This is a genomic window from Bradyrhizobium sp. STM 3562, assembly GCF_045571435.1.
Taxonomy (GTDB): Bacteria; Pseudomonadota; Alphaproteobacteria; order Rhizobiales; family Xanthobacteraceae; genus Bradyrhizobium.
In genome coordinates this window covers 4,379,481-4,403,328 of record NZ_CP120694.1, presented here as the reverse complement: position 1 = coordinate 4,403,328, position 23,848 = coordinate 4,379,481, and the positions used below count along the sequence as shown (strand labels likewise).

Below are 23,848 nucleotides of genomic sequence, written 5' to 3'. Positions count from 1 at the left end.
CTGGCAAGTGCACTGCAGCAATATCTGCCCTGCTGATCGCGCCGACGAGAAGCTGAATCTCTCACCTTTTCGGCCAACCCGTGTTATGGGCTGCCCCGCCTGGGCCGCGCATCGCGCGAAACCCTCTCTAACGCATCACCGATATTTGAGTCGCATGGCAAATTCTGAACGGACGGCAGCCGTCCTTGTCGCAGCCGGGCGAGGCTTACGCGCCGGCAGCGGCGGACCAAAACAATATCGCGTCATCGCCGGGCAGACCGTGATCTTTCGCGCCATGCAGCCGTTCTGCACGCATCCGCAAATCGATGCCGTGCAGCCCGTGCTCAACCCCGACGACACCGCGATCTTCAATGCGGCGACCGCTGGTCTGCGTCATCGAGAACCGGCGCATGGCGGCACGACGCGGCAGGCATCCGTGCGCGCCGGGCTCGAGGCGCTGGCCGGGCAAAAGCCCGATATCGTGCTGATCCACGATGCGGCGCGCCCCTTTGTCTCGCAGGCGCTGATCTCGCGCGCAATCGAGGCTGCACACCGGACCGGCGCTGCGATTCCGACCATTCCGGTCGCCGACACCATCAAGCTGGTGGACGCCGGCGGCAACGTCGCCGACACCCCTGCCCGCGCGCAGCTTCGGATCGCGCAAACACCGCAGGCGTTTCGTTACGACGTCATTTTGGAGGCGCACCGCCGCGCCGCGCGCGAGGGACGTGATGATTTCACAGATGATGCGGCGCTCGCCGAGTGGGCGGGATTGACGGTTGCAACCTTTGAAGGCGATGTTGCCAATATGAAGCTCACCACTCCCGAAGATTTTGTGCGCGAGGAAGCGCGCCTGGCCGCGTCTCTCGGCGACATCAGGACCGGCACCGGCTATGACGTGCACGCCTTCGGCGCGGGCGATCATGTCATGATCTGCGGCGTGCGCGTGCCCCACACCAAGGGCTTTCTTGCGCATTCCGACGGCGACGTCGGCCTGCATGCGCTGGTCGACGCGATTCTGGGCGCGCTCGCGGACGGCGACATCGGCTCCCACTTCCCGCCTTCCGATCCCAAGTGGAAGGGCGCCTCCTCCGACCGCTTCCTGAAATATGCGGTGGACCGCGTCACCGCGCGCGGCGGCCGCATCGCCAATCTCGAGGTCACCCTGATCTGCGAGCGGCCGAAGATCGGTCCCTTGCGCGATGCGATGCGGGCGCGGATTGCCGAGATTTCCGGCGTCGACATCTCGCGGGTGGCCGTGAAGGCGACCACATCCGAAAAGCTCGGCTTCACCGGCCGCGAGGAAGGCATCGCCGCCACTGCGAGCGCCACCATCCGCCTGCCCTGGAGCGTTTGACAATGACCGGCAGCGACGCTCGGCCCCTCGCCCGTTCGCTGCTTGATCTGTGCCGGATGCGCAAGCTCACCATCGCAACCGCCGAGTCCTGCACCGGCGGCCTCGTCGCCGGCGCGCTGACCGACATTCCCGGGTCGTCCGACGTGGTGGACCGCGGTTTTGTCACCTATTCCAATGAAGCCAAGCGCGCGATGCTCGGGGTCAACGCCTCGACGCTCGCAACCTTCGGGGCGGTCAGCAAGGAGACCGCAACACAAATGGCGATCGGGGCGCTGGAACGCGCCGGCGTCGATCTTGCGGTGGCGATCACCGGCATTGCCGGCCCCGGCGGCGCCGTTCCCGGCAAGCCGGTGGGCCTCGTGCATTTCGCCGCCGCTGCGCGCGACGGTCGCATCATCCACCGCGAAATGCGCTTCGGCGGCATCGGCCGCACCGCCGTGCGCCAGCGCAGCGTAGTGGAAGCGCTCCGCATGCTGATGGAGCTCGCCCGGGCTCCCCATGCGAGCGCAAAGCCGCGCCGCGAAGCCGCGAGCCGGTTGCGGCTGCGGGTGGCGCGGACGCCGCGCCGGCATGCGGTGAAGCGAAGGCGACCGCCGCGGGGATAGTCGGTCTCAATCAAACGGCTGCATTGAGCCGCAGCAGCCGCCCCGACGTCACGCCAAATCATGGAAGGTGAAGGTCTGCCCGAGCGCGCTTCCGATCGCGCCTCCCGGGACGGCCGCTCCATTGTAGGTCGCCCCATCGACATAAAGGTTACGATCCGTTTGCGGCGTGCCGTCCCAGCGATCGTTGAGGAAGTGAACGAGCACGCTGTGGTCGCCGGGGGCCCAATTGCCGTCCACGGTGACGAGCTCGTCCTGGCCCGCGGCGTGAGAGGCGTGCGCTGTGAGCGTGTCCCCGACCTGAACGCCGTCGACCGAGACGGTGTACATCGCGTCGCCAAGATAGGCGTCTTCGCTGATCTTCAGCACCAACTGGTCCGGTCCGCTGCCGATCACGGTCGATCCCGCCGGCGGCGACTGCGTCGAGGTCTGTGACCCCGAAGTCTGACCCGATGTGCCCGACGTTGGCGTTGTTGTCGTTCCAGTCGCTGCCGTTGTCCCGGTCGAGGTGTCCTGGAAGCTGAAGGTCTGCCCGACCGCGCTTCCGATCGCGCCTCCCGGGACGACCGCTCCGTTGTAGGTCGCGCCGTCGACATACAGGTTGCGATCGGTTTGCGGCGTGCCGTCCCAGCGATCATTGAGGAAGTGAACGAGCACGCTATGGCTACCGGGGCCCCAATCGCCTTCGACCGTAACAAGTTCGTCCTGGCCCGAGGCGTGAGAAGCGTGCGCGGTGAGCGTGTCGCCGATCTGAACGCCGTCGACCGAGACGGTGTACATGGCGTCGCCGAGATAAGCGTCTTCGCTGATCTTCAACACCAATTGATCCGGCCCGCTGCCAATCACTGTCGATCCCGCCGGCGGCGGCTGCGTCGGCGGATTCTGTGATACCTGCGAAGCCGTCGTGGCGCCGTACAGGCCGGGATCATATCCGTCCGGCGACGAGACCGTGTCTTGCGCAACGGCTGTTGCGGACGGATCGGAAGAGAAAACCCTGATGTAGTCGATGTGCGAACTGATCGGCACGCCTGCGATGTCGGCGGGCGCCTGCGTGGCCAGGTCCGCGATCATGTACATGGGGCCGTGCATATCGCTCGGCGTTGGGTGCGACCCGATGAACTGGCCATCGATGTAGAAACTGACCTGATCCGGCTGCCAGTTCATGCCATAGGTGTGATAGCCGGCAGGATTCGGCATCTGGCTCGTGACCTGGAGCAGATCTTGCCAGTCCTGGTTCGGCCCCGGGTCGGTGGTGTGAATGCCGCTGTAGACGGTTGAATCGGAAACGCCATAACGTTCGGCGACATCCAGCTCCTGCCAATGCCCGGTCTGGGTCGGATCAGGGATCTGATGATCAGGCAGCAGCCAGAACGCATCCCAACCGCCGGGCAGGCTCGAGAAATCCGCGCGGATCTCGAAGTAACCGTATGTCTGGGAAAAATGTCCCTGCGTGGTGATCAGGCCGGACTCCCAGGCTCCGGGGACTCCATACGGCGTTCGATCAGGCACGGCGGTGATCGTAAGCGCGCCCTGCGAGACGGAGAACGGATCATAGCCCGAGCCGGGATCGACAAACGAGCTCGTGCCCAAGCCGACGTCCGAAAACGCATCACCGCGCCATTCCGCGCGCGTATCAGCCCAAGTGGTGCCAGCGCCTGTCAGCGAGATGCTTCTGGTGTTGAACTCGTCATCGAATGTCAGCTTGTAGCCAGTCAAATCGATCATCGGAGGCTCCTCGCAATCGGAAACCGTCGATTGAAGCGGCTGAATTGTTCAACCATACCACATCTTCGCTGCTCTTCACGACGCAAATGCGGCGGCGCAAGATGTTGTGACCGCTGAAATGATAGGCAGCCGTTCTCGATGCGACATGCCAGTTTCAAAGGCAGCAGCTTCGCTGATCTGCGGATTGAACCGCACAGGTCGCTACGTGTCTCTATCGAGCAGGAACTTCTGACGGTTAGGCGAAGGTAAGGGAATGAATTTGCTGACGTCAAAAATGTCAGACCAGATCTCACGCAGTGACGAGACTCAAATCAATTTCAGCGCTCGCCGCTTCGCTTGAGGATCTTTGCATGGCAAGGACCCCGCCTGCACAGAGAGCTTTTCTGAAAGCGCTGCGGGCCGATCGCGTCGTTCGGAAATGCGTCGGGAGGTCACCGAATCTTGGAACCGGCGGGACGACCGATCATTGGACTAGTCGCATCGAAAGTGCGGCAAGCACGGAAGGAGTTCACATCCATGGTCGGCGGGACTCCGAATGCGTATTCGTTCTGGCTTTTCGTGGCCTGGGCGGCAGGGATCATTGTTCTCGGGCTCGCTCTTGCGTATGCAGCCATGCGTGCCGGCCGGTTGCGGCGCAACGAGCGGGAGCGGCTCGACCGGAACACGCAAGCCGTCCGGCACGTCGAAGAGGTGGCCGAAGCAAACGCGGCGAGGCCGGATTTCGGGTTGAGGAGAAATGTTCCCTACGCGCTCCTCATCCCGATCGTCATCGTATGCTTCGCGATCGTGTGGATGGTCTGGTCCCTCTACGGCACCAACATGGGAACGCAGAAGGGCGCGACCACAGGCAGCGCCCCTCCCCGGCAAAGCGAGCAACCCGCTCAGGCCCCCGTGGCCCCGGGCAACGACACTGCCAGTGATTCCGCGCGGGGCGGCCAGGAACCTCTGAACAAGAGTCACTGAGACATCATCTTTGCCGTTGGATTTGGATCTTTGCCGTTGGATTTGGATCTTTGCCGTTGGATTTGGCTCTCGACGTCGTCGCGGTCATTCCGGGATGCGCTGAAGGCGTCCACATGGTTGGTCTCGCCGGTGCTCCAGCGAGCCGCGTGCGGGAAAGCAACGTGACGACGTCGCCAATGTCTAACGCACCGATTTGCCCGTCGCGTTAATCTGCCGCAGGCCGTCGGCTTGCGCCGTCGGGCAAATCACCGCCATCGTCTCGCGCATCCTGTCCCGGCAAGAGGGGCGTTACGGCCGATCGTCACGAAACGTGGGACAGGGTGCGGTGGCCGTGATGGTGTTGATGGACGAGCAGCACCTGTCGCGGACGGCGAAGTCGTGTGGTCCTGGCGCGCACATGCAGGCGCTAAGCCGGGCGCGATGCTGACGCATCGCGCCGGCGACGGTGGCAACAAGCTGGTTCACCGAGGAGAGCGCGGAGTATGCCGTAAAACCATCGCGCAGGGAAGGCCGGTGTGACTCCGCCTTGCCTGTGGTTACTCCCGTGTGCGCTTTCGCGCAATTTTTGGCACACGGGGCCGCGGGTGCGGCGGGCACCTGGCCTTCCCTGCGCCCTCTCGATTTTCGGAGGGACAAGCAGATGCAAAGCTCGGACGCAACGCGCCGCGAGAACGCGAATTCTCGTCTCCTCTCTCCTCATGCCCCGCAAATCGGCACTGGCCGATTTGCGGATTGATTATGCCGATCCGGGATAAGCCCGAGATCGGATGCATGCCGGGCATCCAGCGGCCTTTCGGCTCAAGCACCGGCGTCTCTGGAATACTCGGTTCGACCGAGCGACGACGTCGGAGTGAATGGCTGTTTGACGACCAAATCGGAAGGACTGTCTTTGTGGGTACGCCGAACGCCCTCACCGCACCAGCCGCCGATAGGCGCCGGGCGTCATGCCGGTGGCGCGGCGGAAGGCACGGGTAAAGCTCGCTTGCGACGAAAAGCCAGCGCGGTGCGCGATCTCGGACAGCGGCAGCTTGCCCCTCGTCAGCATGGCCATTGCGGCTTCAAGGCGACGGCGACTCACATAGCGATAAGGCGGAACGCCGAGCGCGGCCGTGAACATCCGCGTGAAATGGAAGGCGCTGAGATGCGCCTGCTCGGCGAGTGCCGCCACCGTGATCTCGTGCTCCAGGTGCTGCTCGATGTAATCGAGCACGCGCTGCAGCCGCACACTGTCGAACGGCGTGGGAGCGCCTGCGCCGTCCTCAAGCAGGCCCTTGGCCGCATAGCTGTGGATCAGCCGCGCGGCAAGCATCAACGAAGCCGTCTCCGCGAACATGCGGCCGGTCGCGGTTTCGTGATTCACCTCGTCGAGCAGAGCCGCGCCGATCTGCCGGATCAACGCGTCGTCCACCCCGCCTACATATTGGATCGAACGCACCAGCGATCGCGCAAGGCTGTATTGGTCGGCGAGCGTATCGAATTGTCGAAGCGGCAAATAGAGATGCAGCGCCTTGGGCATCGGCGCCGTCAGCACGATGTCCTCGCGTCCAACGCCGGTCGGAGCTAGCCATATCGTTCCGGTGACCGGCCGCGCCTGCTCCTGCCGCCCCGCTCCGGCACGGATCACGAGACCGTCATCCGAACCGGAAACAGCAATGACGATCTCGATGCAGTCTTGCGCGCACGAGATGATCCTGCCGGACGGATGGCAGCGGAGTTCGGCCGCGAGCGTCTTCCAGCCGCGTTCGGCCGAAGACGCCAGCAGCCTGGAGCGCGGATATTTCCGCCGCCCGTCGGCCTGCAGATCGGGCGCAGCGTCGCCGGCAGGTGCGGAGCCCTGCGCCGCATCATGCGCGCTGCCTTGCTGAACGGCGCTTGCTCTGGTCCGCGGCGGGCCCATCGGAATCTCCATCGCGATTCAATCGCGTGCGATGTAAATGGTCCGCGCCAGTCGCAATTCAACGACTTGCGATTCAATCGCTCGCGACATATGTCGCATGATTGACGGCCCAAAGACGCCGCAAGCCGGAGGTTCCTTCCTTCATGCCGCATGCCGTTCCCGAACCTGACGACTTCATCTGTTTTGCGATCTATTCAGCGGGACATGCATTCAACCGCCTCTACAAGCCGCTTCTCGAATCCATCGGCCTCACCTACCCCCAATATCTGGTCATGATCGCGCTCTGGGCCCGGAACGATCAGACCGTCGGCGATCTCGGCGAAACGCTGCTCCTGGAATCCAGCACGCTGACGCCGCTGTTGAAGCGGCTGGAGAAATCGGGTCTCTTGACCCGCAACCGCGATCCCGAAGACGAACGCCAGGTCCGCGTGCGCCTGACCCGCAAGGGCGCGGGAATGCGGACCAAGGCGCGCGATTTCCCCTCCTGCGTCAAAGCCGCAACCGGCTTTTCCAACGAGGCGCTGCGCAGGCTGCGGAATGATATTCTCTCGATGCGGAGCGCCGTTCTCCAGGCCTCGGACTAGACCGCCCGCGACACGGCTGGGGCAAGCAGGAGCTTTCAGAAGGAAATCGGGGATGACACGGAACAGCTCGATGGAACTTCAGACCCATGGCGCGAGAAAGTATCCGGCCTCGGCGCTTCTGCAGTCGTCGGCAGGGCTCGGCTGGTCCACTCTCTCCGCCGAATTGCGATCGCACGGGATCAGCGAGACGCCCGTCGTCCTGCCGCTGCACATGGAGTTGACGCTCGCGGTTTGCGGCAACGACGACGGCTTGGTCAGCCGCACCGGCGCCGGTCAGCGCCAACAGACCATCCCCACGACCGGAACGATCTGGATGACCCCCATCGCGGTCGGCGACAACGAGATCTCGATCAGCGCCGCGCTGCCGAAAATGCTGCATCTGTACTTGCCGACGGCGCTCTTTGGCCGGCTGAGCGACGACTTCAATCTTCCGGGCGCCCCCGCCCACTCCATTCGCTACGCCGCGGGCATTCGCGATGAGATGATCGGACAGATCGGGCTTTCTGTCCTTTCCGAGATGAAAAACGAAACGGCGGTCGGCAGGATGTACGTGGAAACGGCATCGCTGATGCTGGCGGCGCGGCTCCTGCAAAAATATTCCGACAGCGGATCCTGCAGGCCGATCGGGGCCGCCTCCCAGTCTTCCTGCCAGGTGAGACTGCGCCGCGTGCTCGATTATATCGCCACCCATATTGCCGACGAGATCGCGCTGTCGGACCTCGCAGAGGTCGCAGGCCTCAGCCCGTTTTACTTTACCCGCATGTTCACGCGCGCCGTCGGTGTTTCCCCTCACCGCTATGTCAGCCGGCTGCGGCTGGAAAACGCGATGACGGAGATTGCTGCCGGCAAGCTGCCGCTCGTGCAGATCGCGCTTAACGCGCGCTTCTCCTCGCAGGCAAGTTTTACCCGCGCCTTCCGTCGCGCCACCGGCAAGACGCCGGGAGAATATCGGCGCTGCCGACGTTCGTAAGTTCAACTGCTCGGAGCCTCACCGCAAGAGCGGTCAAAACAAAAGCAGGTCCGGGAAAGACATGGGCATGTGGCTGATCCTAGTTTGGCGCCGTCACGAACCTTGGTCCACGCGAGAGCGCAAGGCCATCGCGACACCCCAAGATGCCAGGCGAATATCGTAACGATGCAGCAATTTGCCAAAACACACGGCAGAATCGCCTCCGTGCGCCGCGCCGCCACGTCCGCGCCGACTTCGTTGCCCTATTCGGCCGCCAGCCCAGCTTTGCACGGAGTTAGTATATGCCTTTCATCACCACAAAAGACGGCACGCAGATCTTCTACAAGGATTGGGGCTCCGGCCAACCCATCGTCTTCCATCATGGTTGGCCGCTCAGTGCCGACGACTGGGACAGCCAGATGCTGTTCTTCCTGCAGCACGGCTATCGCGTCATCGCGCATGACCGGCGCGGGCATGGGCGCTCCGGCCAACCCAACTCCGGTCACGAGATGGATACCTATGCGGCCGATGTTGCCGAATTGGCCGCGGCGCTGGGTCTGAGGGACGCCATCCACGTCGGTCACTCCACTGGTGGCGGCGAAGTGGCGCGCTACGTCGCCCGCCACGGCAAGGGCCGTGTTGCCAAGGCAGTACTGATCAGCGCCGTGCCGCCGATCATGCTGAAGACCGAGCAAAACCCCGGGGGCCTGCCGATCTCGGTGTTCGACGACCTGCGCAGCCAGCTCGCGGCCAACCGCGCCCAGTTCTATCGCGAGGTGCCGATCCCGTTCTATGGCTTCAACCGGCCCGGCGCGAAGGTGCTCGAGGGCGTGATCGACAACTGGTGGCGGCAGGGCATGATGGGCGCCGTCAACGCCCATTACGAGTGCATCAAGGTCTTTTCGGAAACCGATTTCAATTCCGACCTCGCCGCGATCGAGGTGCCGACCCTCGTAATGCATGGCGATGACGACCAAATCGTGCCTTACGCGGATGCCGGCGTGCTGTCGGCGAGCATCATCAGGAACGCGACGTTGAAGATCTATCAAGGCTACCCGCATGGCATGTGTACGGTGCATGCCGACATGATCAACCCGGACCTGCTCGCATTCGTTCGTGGGTGAGCGGGGCTTCCCGACGTGCTCCCTTGGGGCGCCTCGACGAGCCCTTCGGACGTCCTTCGAGTCCCCTCTTCTGGTCTGGAACATGATTCGGTTTGCGTCGTTGCCTTCAATCGTTGGGCCAGGGCCGCATGGAAGGGCTGTCGTCAATGCCGGCAGCGCAAGAAGGGCGACATCTTGGAGTTCGAGCCAGGCGCCGGGTAAGCGCGCATGCGGTATCGGATTGGGCCGTACTCCTCGGCGTTGCGTTGATGGCGGCGCTGTTCTGGATCGCGGACGGCTCCTCGCCAAATGCTCGCGCCGGCGTGCGCGCCCCCGCCCCCAAGGACCAAGCCGAAAGTCACCGCGGGCGGTCAGCGAGCACGCCTTCCGAGATCCCGCTGCGTGGTTGGAAAGACATCCTGCTCCGGGTCTACACCAACGTCGACGAGCATCGCATCCTAGCGCTCGCGGCCGGAATGACGTTTTACAGTTTGCTCGCCATTTTTCCCGCGCTTGCGGCGCTGGTCGCCATCTACGGCCTCTTCGCCGATCCCGCGACGATCACGGCGCATTTGGACACGCTCTCGGGGTTCATGCCGGGAGGGGCCATCGATGTTGCCCGCGATCAGCTCACGCGGGTGGCCTCGAAAGGCGGACAGACGCTCGGCTGGACGTTCCTCATTGGGTTCGCGATCTCGCTGTGGAGCGCCAACGCCGCGATGAAGTCTTTGTTCGACACCTTGAACATCGTCTATGGCGAGAAAGAAAAGCGCGGCCTGATCAAGCTCAACCTCGTTTCGCTACTGTTCACGCTCGCCGCAATTGCTTTCGCCCTGGTCGCGCTTGGCGCGGTCGTGGTGCTTCCCGTCGCGTTGAACTATCTGGGCCTTTCCGGCAGCACCGACCTGCTGGTCCGAGCCGGGCGCTGGCCCGCGCTCTTCGTCGTGCTGACGCTGGCGCTGGGCATCATCTACCGCTACGGCCCAAGCCGGCGGATGCCGCACTGGCGCTGGATAAGCTGGGGCAGTGCATTGGCGGCCGCCCTATGGCTAGCCGCGTCCGCGCTGTTCTCGTGGTACACGGCGAATTTTGGCAGCTACAATCAAACCTATGGCTCGTTGGGAGCCGCGATCGGCTTCATGACTTGGCTGTGGATTTCCGCCATCGCGGTTCTGATCGGCGCCGAGCTCGACGCCGAGACGGAGCACCAGACGGCGCACGACACCACGACGGGACAGGCGAAGCCGATGGGAGCGAGGGGAGCGCAAATGGCGGACACGCTGGGGCCGGCCCAGGCGGCTTAGCGCTGCCACCTACCACGAGGATACCGCCGGCTTCCTGCCATAGATCGCGTCGGCACGCTTTTCGAACGCGGCGGAAAATCGCGCGAAAGCGGTATCGAACATCGCGCCCATCAGCGTGGCGAGCATGCGGCTCTTGAACTCGTATGCGAGATAGAATCCGACCTCGCAGGCGTCCTCGCCTCGCGGCTCGAAGGTCCAACGGTTCTCGAGGCTGCGGAAAGGTCCGCGCAAATACTCGACCAGTATCTTGCGGTCCGGCCGATCCAGTGTCACCTGGCTCGTGAAGGATTCCCGTACCAACTTGAACGAGACGGTCATGTCGGCAACCACGACCTCCGTACCATCAGGCCTCTTGGTGCGCTGGCGCACCGTGAGCGAGTGGCACAGCGGGACGAATTCGGGATAACGCTCGACGTCGGCGACGAGGTCGAACATCTGCTCGGCGCTGTGGGGAACGAGGCGTTTGCTGGCAAATCTTGGCATGACACTTCAAGTCCAGGCTTCAAACAGCAATCGCTCGCGGTCACAGGCCAGGCCGCCGCATGCCCAAGCCGCTCACGTTTTCAACGGGCGATCGCCGCCCTCGCCGCCTGCAATTTCGCAAAATCCTCGCCGGCATGGTGCGAGGAACGGGTCAGCGGACTCGCCGATACCATCAAGAATCCCTTGGCATAGGCGACCTTCTCATAGGCCTTGAACTCATCCGGCGGCACATAGCGCATCACGGAATGATGCTTGCGGGTCGGCTGCAGATATTGGCCGATGGTGAGGAAATCGACGTCCGCCGAGCGCAGGTCGTCCATGACCTGCAGCACCTCGTGCCGCTCTTCGCCCAAACCCACCATGATGCCGGACTTGGTGAACATCGTCGGGTCGAGCTCCTTGACCCGCTGCAACAGTCGCACCGAATGGAAATAGCGCGCGCCGGGCCGCACATTGAGATAGCGCGATGGCACGGTCTCGAGGTTGTGGTTGAAGACGTCGGGCTTTGCCGCGACCACGACCTCCAAAGCGCCGTCCTTGCGCAAGAAATCGGGGGTCAGCACCTCGATAGTGGTCGAGGCGCAACGCGCGCGGATGGCACGGATGGTTTTGGCAAAATGCTCAGCGCCGCCATCGGCGAGATCGTCGCGGTCCACCGAAGTGATCACCACGTGCGAGAGCCCAAGCTTTGCGGTCGCTTCCGCGACATGCTCGGGTTCTCCCGCATCGAGCGCATCCGGCAGGCCGGTCCTGACGTTGCAGAAGGCGCAGGCGCGCGTGCAGGTGTCACCCATGATCATGAAGGTGGCGTGCTTCTTGTCCCAGCACTCGCCGATATTGGGGCAACCGGCCTCCTCGCAGACCGTGACCAAGCCGTTCTCTTTGACGATGTTGCGGGTCTCGGCATAGCCGCGGGTGGTCGGCGCGCGCACGCGGATCCAGTCCGGCTTCGGCGGCGAGAGCGCATCCGGCCGATTCACCTTTTCGGGGTGACGCGGGCGCAATGGAGTCGGCGAGACGGTATCGATAATGGTGACCATGATGGGCCGTAGGTAATCCGTATGCCGGAACCGTGCAACCCGGCTGCCCCGGACGCTAGCAGAATGGTAGGGATATTGGCAGCCTTCCCACCTGTTCCATACCGATTCCCACCTGAAAATGGCTCAAAACTCGAAACCGGCTGCTGTTGCTGCGCCCATCCTCGGCAAGCCGCTCAAACGGACATTCTTCGGGCGCAGCGTGCACGAAGTCGCACCCGAACTGATCGGTGCGACGCTTCTGTTCAATGGCATCGGCGGCCTCATTGTCGAGGTGGAGGCCTATCATCACACCGATCCGGCCGCGCATTCTTACCGTGGCCCCACCCCGCGCAACCAGGTGATGTTCGGTCCGCCGGGCTTTGCCTATGTCTACCGCTCCTACGGCATCCACTGGTGCGTGAACTTTGTGTGCGAACAGGCGGGCTCGGCGAGCGCGGTCCTGATCCGCGCGCTGGAGCCGACCCACGGGATCGAGGCAATGCGGCGCCGGCGCGGCCTGCAGGACCTTCGGGCGCTGTGTTCGGGGCCGGGCAAGCTGACGGAGGCGCTCGGCATCACCCAAGCGCATAACGGCCTGCCGCTCGATGCCCCGCCCTTTGCCCTTTATGCACGGACCGGCAAGGCCGAGCTGGCCGCCGGCGTCCGCATCGGCATTACGAAGGCCGTCGACCTGCCCTGGCGCTACGGACTGAAGGGCTCGAAATTTCTAAGCAAGCCCTTTCCGAGCGTGGCTTGAACCAATACTAGGCGCCGACGTGCTGCAGTCGCTCGAGTGCCTCGAGAATCTTCTCCTTGCGAGCCACGGCTGCTTCACGCTTCTCGCGCTCTTCCTCAACGACTTCTTCGGGCGCGTTGGCGACGAATTTCTCGTTTCCGAGCTTTGCGTCGACGCGCTTGATGTCGGCTTCGGCTTTGGCCATCTCCTTGTCGAGCCGGGCACGCTCCGCGGAGAGGTCGATCACGCCCTTCAGCGGCAGGGCCGCGACTTCGCCGCGCACGACGACCTGCACCGCACCCTCGGGCGGACGATCGGCAAAAGAAATCTCTGACAGCCGCGCCAAGCGCTTGATCACCTCGCTCCAGCGCGGCGCGCGCTCTTTGGTTTCGGCGGAGCTGCCTGCCAGCACCAGCGGCGTCAATGTGGCCGGAGGAATGTTCATCTCGGCGCGCACCGAACGGATCGCCGTGACGAGATCGACGACCCAGCCGATCTCGGCCTCCGCCGCCGTGTCCTCGAAGGAGGGATCGAAGGAGGAGAGCAGCACGGGCGGAACCAGCGGATCGCTGGCGCTCATGCTCGTCATCAACGTAATCTCCGAAACCTGCTCGGGCGTCAGCTCCGCTTCCTTGCGCGACCAAGGCGTCAGCGCGAGCAAGGTCTCGCGGCGCGCGGTCGTCTCCCACAGCGCTTCGGTGATGAAGGGCATGAAGGGATGCAGGAGCTTTAGGATTTCGTCGCGCGCCCAGGCCACCATGGCCCGGGTCTCCGTCTTCACCGGCCCCTCCTGCCCGCTCAGCACGGGCTTTGCGAGCTCGAGATACCAGTCGCAATAGACGTTCCAGACAAAACGGTAGATCGCATTGGCGGCATCATTGAAACGGAAGGCCTCCAGCGCCTCGGTTACCTCGCGCACGGCACGCGCGGTCTCATGCGCGATCCAGCGGTTCAGCGTGTCCTTGGCCTTGGTGGGCTCAAAGCCTTCGGGCTGAACGCAGTCGTTCATCTCCGCGAAGCGGCAGGCGTTCCAGAGCTTGGTCGCAAAGTTGCGATTGGTCTCCACATGCTGCGAGGACAATCTGACGTCATGGCCTTGGGCGGCGCCGCGCGCCAGCGCAAAACGCAAGGCATCGGCTCCGTATTCGTCGATGACGCCGAGCGGGTCGATGACGTTGCCCCTCGACTTCGACATCTTCGCGCCCTTCTCGTCGCGGACGAGGCGGTGCATGTAGACGGTCGAGAACGGCGCCTCCTTCATGAAGTGCAGGCCCATCATCATCATCCGCGCGACCCAGAAGAAGATGATGTCGAAGCCGGTGACCAGCACGTCCGTTGGGTAATAGCGCTTCACCTCCGGCGTATCGTCGGGCCAGCCGAGAGTCGAGAACGGCCATAACGCCGAAGAGAACCAGGTGTCGAGCACGTCCTCATCGCGGGTGATAAAGCCCGCGCGCTTGTTGCGATCGAGCGCCATCTCCCGCCCCTGCTCGGGCGTGATGACCTCCTGCTCGACATAATAGCCGAGCGCGTTACTGACGGCCTCTTCCTCGGTCTCCGCGACGAACACCTTGCCGTCAGGCCCGTACCAGGCCGGGATCTGGTGGCCCCACCAGAGCTGGCGCGAGATGCACCAGGGCTGGATGTTCTCCATCCATTCGAAATAGGTCTTTTCCCAATTCTTCGGGACAAAGACCGTTCGCCCCGAGCGCACGGCGTCGATCGCCGGCTGCGCCAGAGTGTTCGCGTCAACGTACCATTGGTCCGTGAGATAGGGTTCGATTACCGTGCCCGAGCGGTCGCCGTGCGGCACCATATGGGTGTTCGGCTCGATCCGCTCGAGGAAACCGAAATCCTCCAGACGCGCCACCAGCTTCTTGCGCGCAGCAAAGCGTTCGACGCCGTTGAATTCTTCGGCAAATTCCTGCGAGCCTTCCGGCAATCCGCGCAAGTAGTCTTCGTTGCCGACGAGCGCGAGGTGCGCCTCCTTGTCGAACACATTGATTTGCGGCAGACCGTGCCGCCGGCCGATCTCGAAATCGTTGAAGTCATGCGCCGGCGTCACCTTCACCGCGCCCGAGCCCTTTTCGGGGTCGGAATAGGTATCGGCGATGATCGGAATCTTGCGTCCGACCAGTGGCAGGATCACGTATTTGCCGACCAGGTCGGTATAGCGCGGATCGTCCGGATGCACCGCGACCGCAGTATCGCCGAGCATGGTTTCGGGACGCGTGGTGGCGACCACGATGAAGCTCGAGGGATCGTCGGGGCTGAAGGTCTTGCCCTCCAGCGGATAGCGCAGATACCAGAGATGGCCCTTGACCTCGATCTGCTGCACTTCGATGTCGGAAATCGCGGTCAGCAGCTTGGGATCCCAGTTCACCAGCCGCTTGTCTTTATAGATCAGCCCTTGCCGATGGAGCTCGACGAACACTTTCACGACTGCGCGCGAAAGGCCCTCGTCCATGGTAAAGCGCTCACGCGACCAATCACAGGACGCGCCAAGACGCTTGAGCTGGTTGATGATGGTGCCGCCGCTCTCTTCCTTCCACTGCCAGACACGCTCGACGAATTTTTGTCGCCCCAGTTCGCGTCGGCCGGGCTGCTGGCGTTCCATCAACTGCCGCTCGACCACCATCTGCGTCGCGATACCTGCGTGATCGGTCCCCGGCTGCCACAGCACGTCGCGGCCGCGCATGCGCTCGAAGCGGCAAAGAATGTCCTGCAGCGTGTTGTTGAGCGCGTGCCCCATATGGAGCGAGCCCGTCACATTCGGCGGAGGAATCACGATGGTGAATGGCTTGGCATCGCGCCGATCGGGACGGCCGGCGCGGAACGCGCGGGCGTCTTCCCAGACGAGGGACATGCGGCCCTCAATATCGGCAGGCTGGTAGGTTTTTTCGATCATGGCCGTGCAATCGGGGTATGGAACAGGCTAGAAAGCCGCGCGCGCGCGCCAAGTCAACCGGACAGACCGGTTCAATCGCGCATAAGAGCGGAGCTAATGGCTGAATGGGGGTGGTCAACCCTGCCCGAGGCGTTACCGGCCGCGCGAAACTCGCTCGATTTCCGCCTTTACGATCCGCTCGACCAGGCCCGGCAGATTGTCATCGAGCCAGGATTTCAACATCGGGCGCAGCATTTCCTTAACCAGATCTTCCAGGGTCCGGGCGTTATTGCTGAGCACGGTGTTGGCAAGCGTATTGAAGGCGGATTCCACGGCGGTCACCGTCGATTGCGACAAAATCTCCCTTGAGGGCGCCGGCGGCGCCGCAAATGGAGGCGGATCGTAAGCAGGCTGCCGATGGATCGCCCGCGAAGCGGCCGATTCGGCGAACTCGATGTCGTCGTCGGGCTCGACCTTCTGGAAGGACGCTTGCGATGGCTGCGGTTGCGGCGGCGAAGCTTGCGGCGCGGGCACCGCCATCTCGTCGGTCAGTTCGAACACCTCGCCATCGGGCTGCGGCGGTCGCACTTCCTCCGGCGTTGTGGTTTCGTCGAGGCCCGCCAGCAGAGCGTCGATGTCGTCCTGGCTGTTGCTGGCCGCCACCGCAGGAGCCGGTGCCGGTTGGGGCGGTGCCGGTGGTGGTGGCGGCGCGGCCACCTTTGGCGGAACAGGCGCCGCCGCAGCGATTTTCGACGACGGCGCGTCGGCCGTTGCCGGCTTGGCGGCGGCCGGCGGCGCAGCGGGCTTTTCCGGTTTTGCAGCGGCGGGCGGCGGAGGCGCCGGTGGCGGACCGACAGGCTTTTCGGCTGCCGGCGGCTTGGCTTCGTCATCGGCGATGATGCGCCGGATCGACGCCAGAATCTCCTCCATGGAGGGTTCTTGGACCTTTGCAGGCTGCGTCATTTCCGACTCCACATCATCAACGCCCTCGCATGCGTTGTTTTACATCAGCCACGACGGGTTTTCCGGTTCCGGGGCCGAGGAGCCGGCGATTTGATCGCCCAGGACTCACTTGTCCCCAGATCAAGCGCCGCTCGATGCAACTCGCGCGAAAGCCCCACCCCTTGCTTGAGGGCAACGAAGCGTCGCGGCTGACGACTCTCCGGACGCGCGAATCGCTCTGTCGCCCAAAGAAAGGCTATGTCATGGCCGTCAGCGTTTGCAAGCAAAGCGCCGGAAGACCCAACGGATCTTCCGGCGCTTGAAAACGACTCGTCGCTGAATGGTGCGCGATTAGCGTCCGTCGGGCGTGCGAACGCCGGCCCAACTGTCGCGAACTTGCTGGTAATGCACGCTCGGATCGTAAGTCGGGGTGCGCAGATTGAGCACCTGCGGCGACAGTCGCCCGATCGCTTGGAGTACGTTGTACGATGCGACGACCCGGTCATGTTGCGCGGTCACGAGCGCGATGCGTGCATTGACCAGCGCCTGCTGCGCGTTCAGCACGTCGAGCGTGGTGCGCTGGCCTGCCTTAGCTTCTTCGCGCACGCCGTTCAGCGCGATCTCGGACGCCGTCACCTGCGCTTGCGCCGACGCCACCTGCGCCTTGGTTGCAACCAGTTGGCCCCAGGCGGTGACCGTGTTCGCGCGGGTCTGATCGCGGGTCGTCTCCAACGTAAGCCGCTGCTGAGCGAGATTTTCTTTCGACTGGCGGATCAGCGAGTATTCCGCGCCGCCCTGGTAAATCGGAACCCTGACATTCGCGACTGCAGCCGCTGTAAACTGTTGGGCGATCGTCGGGCTCTGGTCATTGGCTTGCTGGACCGATGCCTGCAACGTAACGCTTGGCAGCAGCGCGCCTTCGTTGATCTTCACCTGCAGGTAGTTGACGTCGACGCCGTACATGGCGGCGGTCACATTCGGATTCTCGATCAGGCTGATGTCAACCGCCTGCTGCAACGTCGAGGGCAGGAAGCGGTCGACCGGCGAACCCGGCGCAAGGTTTGTAGGTTCGGTGCCGATGATGCGGCGGAAATTCGACCGCGTCGTCGTCAGGTTTGACTCAGCGGTCAGCTCCTGTGTCTTGCCGGCGGCCAACTGCGCTTCCGATTGCGCGACGTCGGTGCGCGTCACCTCGCCGACGTTGAAGCGATCGCGCGTTTGCTTCAGCGTCTGCTCCAGCACGCGCACGTTGCTTTTCTGGACTTCCAGATTGGCCGCATCCCGCAGATAGTCCATGTACACCGTGGCGGCGTTGAAGAGCACCGTCTCTTCCAGCACACGCAGAGCCTCGCGTGACCCCGAAACCTGGGCTTCGGCCGCGCGCACGCCATTGGCGGTCTGGTATCCGTTGAACAAATTTTGCGAGGCCGTGACACCGACACTGCGGGGGATGTTCGTGCCATGAACCCTGAGCTTGGCGCCACTCTGGCTCAACGTCTCGTCCGTATATTGATAACCGGTACTGGCGGTGAGGTTCACCGTGGGACGATAGCCCGACAGCGCCTTCGGCACGTTTTCGTCAGTCGATCTCACCTGCGCGCGTTGCGCATTGAGCTGGGGATTGCTTTGATAGGCCCGGATCAGCGCAGCCTCGATCGTGTCCGCAAGGACCGGCGTCGGTCCAGCACACGCCATCAGAAGGACCGCAGCCGCAGCTCCGGTGAAGACCTTCACCCCATGCATTCCTGTTATTCCATTCATTCTAGCACCGGCTCGCCCCAGCTTGCCGGGCCACCCCTAGAGTCAGCGCCCCGCCCAACATAAGCTGCGCACAAGCGCTACGGAACCACCTCCGGGCAGAACCCAAAGGAAACTCTTTGGCTGCAGCATCCGCGCCACACTTCTGATTCAAAACGGGATTTTAACACCACTCGGGATGTCCATTGGCCCACCCTGGGATGCCACTGGCCTAGAACTCGAAACTCGGATGCCGCTCCAGCCCGGGCAAGATGGGAGCGGCGGCATCAAAAAGCGCACGATGGCCGAGATCCCCGTGCGAGCGGGTCACGAGCGTGGCGCGAGCCGGCCTGCTCGCGGCAAAGATACCCACCAGCCTACCGCCCTCGGCGAGCTGGTCGAAGAGCCGTTCCGGCCTCACTTCCGTGGCGCCATTGAGAATAATGACGTCATAAGGCGCATCGGCCGGATAACCGTCAGCAGCGGCTCCTGATTTGATCGTCGCGTTCGTGAAGCCGAGCTGGTCAAGTATGGCATTACCTTTCTCGACCAAAGCCGAATCGCTTTCGGTCGCGGTCACCTTGGCCGCGAGGCGTGCGGCTACCGCCGCCGCATAGCCGCTCGCGCAACCCACCACCAGCACCTTGTCGCTTGCCTCGATCGAAGCCGCCTGCAGCAATTTGGCGAGGACCTGAGGCTTGATCATGAAGCGCTTCGTGGAACCGCCCGTGCTCACGTCGAGATCGAGGTCGAGATAAGCGAGCGCCTGCTTGTCCTGCGGGACGAACAGCTCGCGGGGAATCGCAAGCATCGCCTCGATGATTCGAGTATCGGTGACATCATTGGTGCGCACCTGGCCATCGACCATTTTCTGGCGCGCGGTCGCAAAACCGGACATTGGTGAACCTTGTCAGAAGCGAAAGCGGAGCAAGCCCGCGGAAGGAGCTGAACGCCGCGTCTTTTGGTACAAGCCCTGCCAAAACGCAACACAGAGGGCACCGGCAGGGCCGGCCCTCTGTGTTCTCAGTCCGGTTCTTTGGGCTGCCTTTATTCGATTGTGACAGCAAGGCGGCCGATTAGCCGAGCGATCTCGTCCAAATGGCCAAAATCATGCTCTTCGATGACGCGCGCCAAGCGAGCGACACATTCATCATCGGTCAGCGAGACCACGTGGCTCGGAACAATCGAGGGCATCGAATCGGTTCGCTGGGCCCCAATGCTCTCTTTCATGGAATCACCTCCGTGAAACCCACGTCCGGAGGCTCTTGGCCAAATAAGTCGATTTGGCGTCGCAGCGGCGGACCCGCCCCGCGACACTGAAAAGAAGCGAACGGCACCTGGGACTACCCTCCCCCGATTTGAAAAACTGCCAGGCAACTTATTGCGGCACCTTGCGTTTCGACCCCTGGCGACATTCACAAGCAAGTGCGCGATTTCTCCTATGCAAGCGGAAAAGGCTTTGTTATACGCTCCGCGCTCGCGAACATTTGTTTCGCTCATTCCTCGGTAGCTCAGCGGTAGAGCATCCGACTGTTAATCGGATGGTCGCTGGTTCGAATCCAGCCCGGGGAGCCAACGCTTAAAGCGCTCATTGAAATTGCTGGATCATTTGGGGCTGGTTGACCCACCGCCTCGACCGCCCTCTTTGAAGGTGGGCCACATTTGTTCGTGCTCTGCGTAGCGTAGATACCGAAGATCGAGCGCTACATCCGGCGCGTTCAACCACCATGCTCCAGGCGATCAGGCCCGCGCGTACGTCGACAAATCAGACTCAGCCGATGACCTTGGGGGGCGTTGGGGCGGAAGGCAGTGACAGTGAAGCTGCCACGGCGAGGTGGTTTGGGAAGGCGAGGCATGCACCTCGCCAACCCGTCAGCCTAGCCTGAGGCCAAGAGGCGGCGTTTTGAAAGTCTTCTCAGAAAAGGCTAGTTCACGGTTTGCAGACTGTCGTGCGGCGGTCGCCGTGTCCATCAATGTTGATGACTCTGTCTGCTCCTTTTCAGGCAGTCTGCGCGCCTTCAGGCCAACAGCCCACCGTCCACGTTCACGATAGTCCCAGTGATCTGACGGGCGGCGGGACTTGCCAGGAAGGCAACGGTGGCGGCGATGTCCGCTGGCGCGCCAAACCGGCCCAAGGGGATGAGACCGCGCTGGAAGTCCGAGAACTCACCGTCGGCGGGGTTCATGTCGGTGTCGGTTGAGCCCGGCTGGACGAGATTCGCCGTGATGTCGCGTGGCCCAAGCTCGTGCGCCAGACCGCGGGTGAAGGACTGCAGCGCGGCCTTCGTCATGTAATAGACGGTGCCGGTCGATCCGACAATGCGATCCGCACCGGCGGAACCGATCGTGATCACGCGGCTACCCGCGCCCAGGTGTGGGAGAGCGGCCTGCGTGGTCAGCACAGGGCCGCGGACGTTCACAGCGAGGAGCGCGTCAATGTCTTGCACCTTGAAGTCGGCGATCGTGTCGTAGAGCGCGATCGCGGCGTTGTTGACGAGAATGTCCAGCCCTCCCAACGCCCTGACGGCCTCATCGACGGATCGTCTGATGGCGGTCGGATCGGCGCTGTCGGCCTGGATGGCCGCGGCGCGGCGGCCAAGCTGCTCGATTGACGTCACCACCGCGTGGGCGCGCTCGTTCGAACGTTGGAAGGTCAGAGCGACGTCCGCCCCATTCTCAGCCAGCGCGAGTGCGATGGCCGCCCCGATTCCCCGAGAGCCGCCGGTTACAAGGGCCCGTTTTCCAGTCAAGTTGATCATGATTCATCTTTTATGCAGTGATCGATACATATTTGCTATGGCCGTTGCGAAGAGGTGTCAACGGTTTTATGTAGTGATCGATGCAAAAAAAGGATCAAAGCTCATCGGAACGCGTTGGCCTGGCACCCCGTGGACGGGGGCGGCCGCGCGCGTTCGATCGTGAAGCCGCGCTGGCGCAGGCAATGAGAGTGTTCTGGGTCAAGGGGTACGAGGCGACGTCGATTTCCGACTTAACGGAGGTGATGGGCGTCGGTTCGACGAGTCTCTATGCCGCCTTCGGTTCGAAGGACGAGCTGTATGCCGAGGCGCTCAGGTTCTACTGCGCGACCTATGAAGACCTTGTTCTGGGGCGGTTTCGTAAGGCGGCCACGGCGCGCGACGCGGCGTTGGCTTACCTGCGAGACTCCGCGGCCGCCATGACGGGGTCGGATTGCGATCTGCCTCATGGATGTATGGTTACGCTTGGCACAGTTGGCAGCGACGGCCACGCCGAACTCAGCGACCTGATGCGTGCGGCACGCGGTAGCGCGTTTGATCTGCTCAGAGCTCGTTTGGAAGAGGCCGTTTCAGAAGGCGAGCTGCCAACGTCCGTCGATGTCATCGAGCTCGCGCGGTTTCTGCAAACCGTTCAGAGCGGGATGGCGATCCGGGCCCGTGACGGCGCCGATAGGGCGGAGCTCCTGGCCGTAGCCGAGATCGCGATGGCCGGGTGGGACGGCATCGTCTCCAGGGCTGGATGAACACCCATTGCGACGTTAGCGTTGCTTGACGCGCGGGCGTCGGTGATCGGGCGTGTAGGATTTGCGCCACCGCTGCAATCGCGGTCGAATCTGGGATGGGCCGCTGTCAACCCGTGCCCGGAGGGCTGACTGACAGCTAAGTCCCATTCTAAGACGCCAGCGAGCTAGGCGGCGCTTACGCGCCGCCGAACTTCCAGACCGGGATGCCGAGGAAGTTCAAAGCAAGGACTCGCAGCACTTGCAGGTACATAGGTTTGGATGTTCAATCCGGACAGCTCAGAGCCAAGCAGACCTTGGCTGCGTCTCCGGTAAGCAGACTGGCCTCTGCGGAGACTATGGAGCTCCGGATGCGCGCCCTTTTTATTTTGGCGGTCGTCGGGATTTTGCTCGCGGGTGGATACCTTTGGCTTGTCGAGCCTTCCGAACAGGCCGCACCATGGCCGCAACTCTCGAAAGACGCCATACAGCCGCAAGCTGATGGTCTCGCGGACGAAGGCTCAGCCGGGCCCGCTGCGCTCGACAAAATTGCGATCAGCCCCCCGACAAGCGAGGAGGAAGGGAAGTCCTTGCGGACCATTACGGAAGACCGTCCAGCCGGACAACTCGGGAGCGACGGCGCACGAGCCCACGCTGAGGACATGCCGACAGGATTGGCTGAAACCAGAGGTGATCACGCGACAATCGGTTTGGGGCATCCAGAGCGGACCGCGAAGTCGCGATCACGAGCTTCCACCGCACCGTCTGAGCCTGATCCCCTGTCGCACCCGCAGGTTGGGTCGAGGATCACAAACGAGCCTTGGACCGCTCAAGGGGACGGCCAGGAGCTCCGAAAGGCACGGCGAGGTTCACAAGGACGACGCTATTTACACCAGCAGCATTTAGCTGGCCAACGTTTCTCTGAATTGATCAAGCGTCCCTTAGAACTCCGCTGTGTAGCTTGCGTCATGTTCAATCCCTAGCAGTCACAAGCGGACTGGCTTTGCCGACTTTGATGAGCCGGTGTGATCGTCCGTGGCGTTTCGGCTGCAACCCAGGCCGACGTGCTCAAGAGATCGCGAGAAAAGAATAAAGCCGGCGAGACAAGCGGCGATGATGCCGAGCAATGGACGGGCGGCGTGCGACAGCATGGTCCGGGCCCTCGCCCCTAGACCGCCGATCCCAGGTCGATGCCGTAGCGGATAAAGATGACTGATAGGAGCAATCCGGCGAGCGAAACCTGAATCGAGCGGGACTCTTCCACAGCGTTTTGATTGGCTTCACAGCGCGCGGATCAGCGTTTCAATTTCGTTTCTTTGGAGCTGCGGGCACGATCAACATACACCGGTCCTTCCCCTCGGGCGCGACCGAGTTCATGCCAGGCTTGTGCGACCCGCACCCATGTCAGCCGCTCATCTCCGCTCGTAGCGGCCGCCATCTTCATGGCAGCCTCCGCCTCCCGTTGATGGTCGAACTCGGCTTCTCCGCTCATTGTGAGATCGTTACAGCGGAATGTAACCGTATTGAGGAACAGGCGCCCCGTACAACTACGGGTATCACCTTATCAAAGCCGCACGCGCGATGTGGTGGAAAGCCGCAACTGTGACCGCTTGTCGCATGGCGGGCAACATCTGGAAGAGGCCGCGCGGCCCCTCTGCGGTAAAGTGGTGTTCAGCTTCCCCTTGGCTGACCGCTCACGGCACCGATTCGCGCCGGCAGACCAGATCAATCTCGATCAGGGCATCATAAGCAAGTCCGGTCACGCCGACGGAGGTGCGCGCGGGCAGCCGATCCGGCGCAAAGTACCCGCGATACGTCTCATTCATCGCCGCATAATCTTCGCGGAAGCGCGTCAGATAGATTCGCGCCATCACGACGTGTTCGAGGCCGAGACCTAGTCCCGCCAGCACCACCTTCAAATTCTCCATCACCGCCCGCGTTTGCGCGACGATGCCCTCCGGCAGGACGCCCGGGCTTTCCGGCCGGTCCGGCATCTGGCCGGTCACGAACACAAAGCCGTCGGTCTCCACGGCATGGCTGAAGGGCGCGACGGGCCTCGGCCCGCCCGGGATCATATGAAATTTCAACGGAGTCGGTCCTCTCTCT

Annotated in this window: 21 protein-coding genes and 1 tRNA gene; 10 read left to right on the top strand and 12 right to left on the bottom strand. The window is 62.9% G+C overall.

From position 1 onward, the window contains the following. The first annotated feature begins 154 nt into the window (after positions 1-154). Together P6U23_RS20380 and P6U23_RS20375 are read left to right on the top strand one after the other, a co-directional pair. Positions 155-1,336 (top strand): bifunctional 2-C-methyl-D-erythritol 4-phosphate cytidylyltransferase/2-C-methyl-D-erythritol 2,4-cyclodiphosphate synthase, encoded by a 1,182-nt coding sequence (locus tag P6U23_RS20380; protein ID WP_407174316.1) that lies wholly within the window; start codon positions 155-157, stop codon positions 1,334-1,336. A gap of 2 nt (positions 1,337-1,338) precedes the next feature. Beyond that, positions 1,339-1,941 (top strand): CinA family protein, encoded by a 603-nt coding sequence (locus P6U23_RS20375; RefSeq protein WP_024510980.1) that lies wholly within the window; start codon positions 1,339-1,341, stop codon positions 1,939-1,941. A gap of 48 nt (positions 1,942-1,989) precedes the next feature. Here the strand turns inward: P6U23_RS20375 and P6U23_RS20370 are convergent, their stop codons facing one another. Further along, on the bottom strand, positions 1,990-3,663 hold the full coding sequence (locus P6U23_RS20370; RefSeq protein ID WP_407174314.1) for a carbohydrate-binding domain-containing protein: 1,674 nt from the start codon (positions 3,661-3,663) through the stop codon (positions 1,990-1,992). Positions 3,664-4,179: 516 nt separating this feature from the next. On the opposite strand from P6U23_RS20370, the gene P6U23_RS20365 reads away from it, so the two are divergent. After that, on the top strand, positions 4,180-4,626 hold the full coding sequence (locus tag P6U23_RS20365; protein ID WP_407174312.1) for a hypothetical protein: 447 nt from the start codon (positions 4,180-4,182) through the stop codon (positions 4,624-4,626). Between the two features lie 910 nt (positions 4,627-5,536). Here P6U23_RS20365 and P6U23_RS20360 read toward each other — a convergent pair. After that, a complete protein-coding gene (locus tag P6U23_RS20360; protein ID WP_407174310.1) occupies positions 5,537-6,523 on the bottom strand; it encodes a helix-turn-helix domain-containing protein in 987 nt (328 codons plus the stop codon). A gap of 143 nt (positions 6,524-6,666) precedes the next feature. On the opposite strand from P6U23_RS20360, the gene P6U23_RS20355 reads away from it, so the two are divergent. The 4 genes from P6U23_RS20355 to P6U23_RS20340 all read left to right on the top strand — a co-directional run bounded on the left by P6U23_RS20355 (position 6,667) and on the right by P6U23_RS20340 (position 10,463). Continuing rightward, positions 6,667-7,107 carry a MarR family winged helix-turn-helix transcriptional regulator gene (locus P6U23_RS20355; protein WP_407174308.1) on the top strand — a complete coding sequence of 147 codons (441 nt, stop codon included), beginning with the start codon at positions 6,667-6,669 and terminating at the stop codon, positions 7,105-7,107. Positions 7,108-7,159: 52 nt separating this feature from the next. Continuing rightward, the gene (locus tag P6U23_RS20350; RefSeq protein WP_407174306.1) at positions 7,160-8,077 is read left to right on the top strand and encodes a helix-turn-helix domain-containing protein; all 918 of its coding nucleotides are present in this window, start codon (positions 7,160-7,162) and stop codon (positions 8,075-8,077) included. Between the two features lie 281 nt (positions 8,078-8,358). After that, positions 8,359-9,180: an alpha/beta fold hydrolase gene (locus tag P6U23_RS20345; protein WP_407174304.1), complete on the top strand. Its 822-nt coding sequence runs from the start codon at positions 8,359-8,361 to the stop codon at positions 9,178-9,180. Between the two features lie 248 nt (positions 9,181-9,428). Then, positions 9,429-10,463, top strand: a complete 1,035-nt coding sequence (locus P6U23_RS20340) for a YihY/virulence factor BrkB family protein (protein ID WP_407174302.1) — start codon at positions 9,429-9,431, stop codon at positions 10,461-10,463. Positions 10,464-10,472: 9 nt separating this feature from the next. On the opposite strand, the gene P6U23_RS20335 is transcribed toward P6U23_RS20340, so the two are convergent. Together P6U23_RS20335 and lipA are read right to left on the bottom strand one after the other, a co-directional pair. Then, positions 10,473-10,946 (bottom strand): type II toxin-antitoxin system RatA family toxin, encoded by a 474-nt coding sequence (locus P6U23_RS20335; protein ID WP_407174300.1) that lies wholly within the window; start codon positions 10,944-10,946, stop codon positions 10,473-10,475. 80 nt (positions 10,947-11,026) lie between these two features. Continuing rightward, positions 11,027-11,986 carry a lipoyl synthase gene (gene lipA / locus P6U23_RS20330; protein ID WP_407174298.1) on the bottom strand — a complete coding sequence of 320 codons (960 nt, stop codon included), beginning with the start codon at positions 11,984-11,986 and terminating at the stop codon, positions 11,027-11,029. Between the two features lie 118 nt (positions 11,987-12,104). Between lipA and P6U23_RS20325 the strand changes: the two genes are divergently transcribed. Next, on the top strand, positions 12,105-12,722 hold the full coding sequence (locus P6U23_RS20325; RefSeq protein ID WP_407174296.1) for a DNA-3-methyladenine glycosylase: 618 nt from the start codon (positions 12,105-12,107) through the stop codon (positions 12,720-12,722). A gap of 7 nt (positions 12,723-12,729) precedes the next feature. On the opposite strand, the gene P6U23_RS20320 is transcribed toward P6U23_RS20325, so the two are convergent. From P6U23_RS20320 to P6U23_RS20300, 5 genes are all read right to left on the bottom strand, one after another. Continuing rightward, positions 12,730-15,609 (bottom strand): valine--tRNA ligase, encoded by a 2,880-nt coding sequence (locus tag P6U23_RS20320; RefSeq protein ID WP_407174294.1) that lies wholly within the window; start codon positions 15,607-15,609, stop codon positions 12,730-12,732. 132 nt (positions 15,610-15,741) lie between these two features. Continuing rightward, the gene (locus tag P6U23_RS20315) at positions 15,742-16,551 is read right to left on the bottom strand and encodes a PopZ family protein (RefSeq protein ID WP_407174292.1); all 810 of its coding nucleotides are present in this window, start codon (positions 16,549-16,551) and stop codon (positions 15,742-15,744) included. 330 nt (positions 16,552-16,881) lie between these two features. Then, the gene (locus tag P6U23_RS20310; protein ID WP_407174290.1) at positions 16,882-18,273 is read right to left on the bottom strand and encodes a TolC family outer membrane protein; all 1,392 of its coding nucleotides are present in this window, start codon (positions 18,271-18,273) and stop codon (positions 16,882-16,884) included. Between the two features lie 226 nt (positions 18,274-18,499). Then, the gene (locus P6U23_RS20305; protein ID WP_407174288.1) at positions 18,500-19,165 is read right to left on the bottom strand and encodes a protein-L-isoaspartate O-methyltransferase family protein; all 666 of its coding nucleotides are present in this window, start codon (positions 19,163-19,165) and stop codon (positions 18,500-18,502) included. 149 nt (positions 19,166-19,314) lie between these two features. Continuing rightward, positions 19,315-19,497 carry a hypothetical protein gene (locus tag P6U23_RS20300; protein ID WP_024511949.1) on the bottom strand — a complete coding sequence of 61 codons (183 nt, stop codon included), beginning with the start codon at positions 19,495-19,497 and terminating at the stop codon, positions 19,315-19,317. Positions 19,498-19,767: 270 nt separating this feature from the next. Here P6U23_RS20300 and P6U23_RS20295 point away from each other — a divergent pair. Continuing rightward, positions 19,768-19,842: transfer RNA gene (locus P6U23_RS20295), tRNA-Asn, on the top strand. Positions 19,843-20,285: 443 nt separating this feature from the next. Here P6U23_RS20295 and P6U23_RS20290 read toward each other — a convergent pair. Next, a complete protein-coding gene (locus P6U23_RS20290) occupies positions 20,286-21,026 on the bottom strand; it encodes an SDR family NAD(P)-dependent oxidoreductase (protein WP_407174286.1) in 741 nt (246 codons plus the stop codon). An 80-nt stretch (positions 21,027-21,106) separates the two neighbouring features. On the opposite strand from P6U23_RS20290, the gene P6U23_RS20285 reads away from it, so the two are divergent. Beyond that, a complete protein-coding gene (locus tag P6U23_RS20285) occupies positions 21,107-21,766 on the top strand; it encodes a TetR/AcrR family transcriptional regulator (RefSeq protein ID WP_407174284.1) in 660 nt (219 codons plus the stop codon). A 1,270-nt stretch (positions 21,767-23,036) separates the two neighbouring features. Here P6U23_RS20285 and P6U23_RS20280 read toward each other — a convergent pair. Further along, entirely contained in the window at positions 23,037-23,234 is a 198-nt protein-coding gene (locus P6U23_RS20280) for a hypothetical protein (protein ID WP_407174282.1), read from the bottom strand. Between the two features lie 202 nt (positions 23,235-23,436). After that, the gene (locus tag P6U23_RS20275) at positions 23,437-23,829 is read right to left on the bottom strand and encodes a RidA family protein (RefSeq protein WP_407174280.1); all 393 of its coding nucleotides are present in this window, start codon (positions 23,827-23,829) and stop codon (positions 23,437-23,439) included. Between the last annotated feature and the right edge of the window lie 19 nt (positions 23,830-23,848).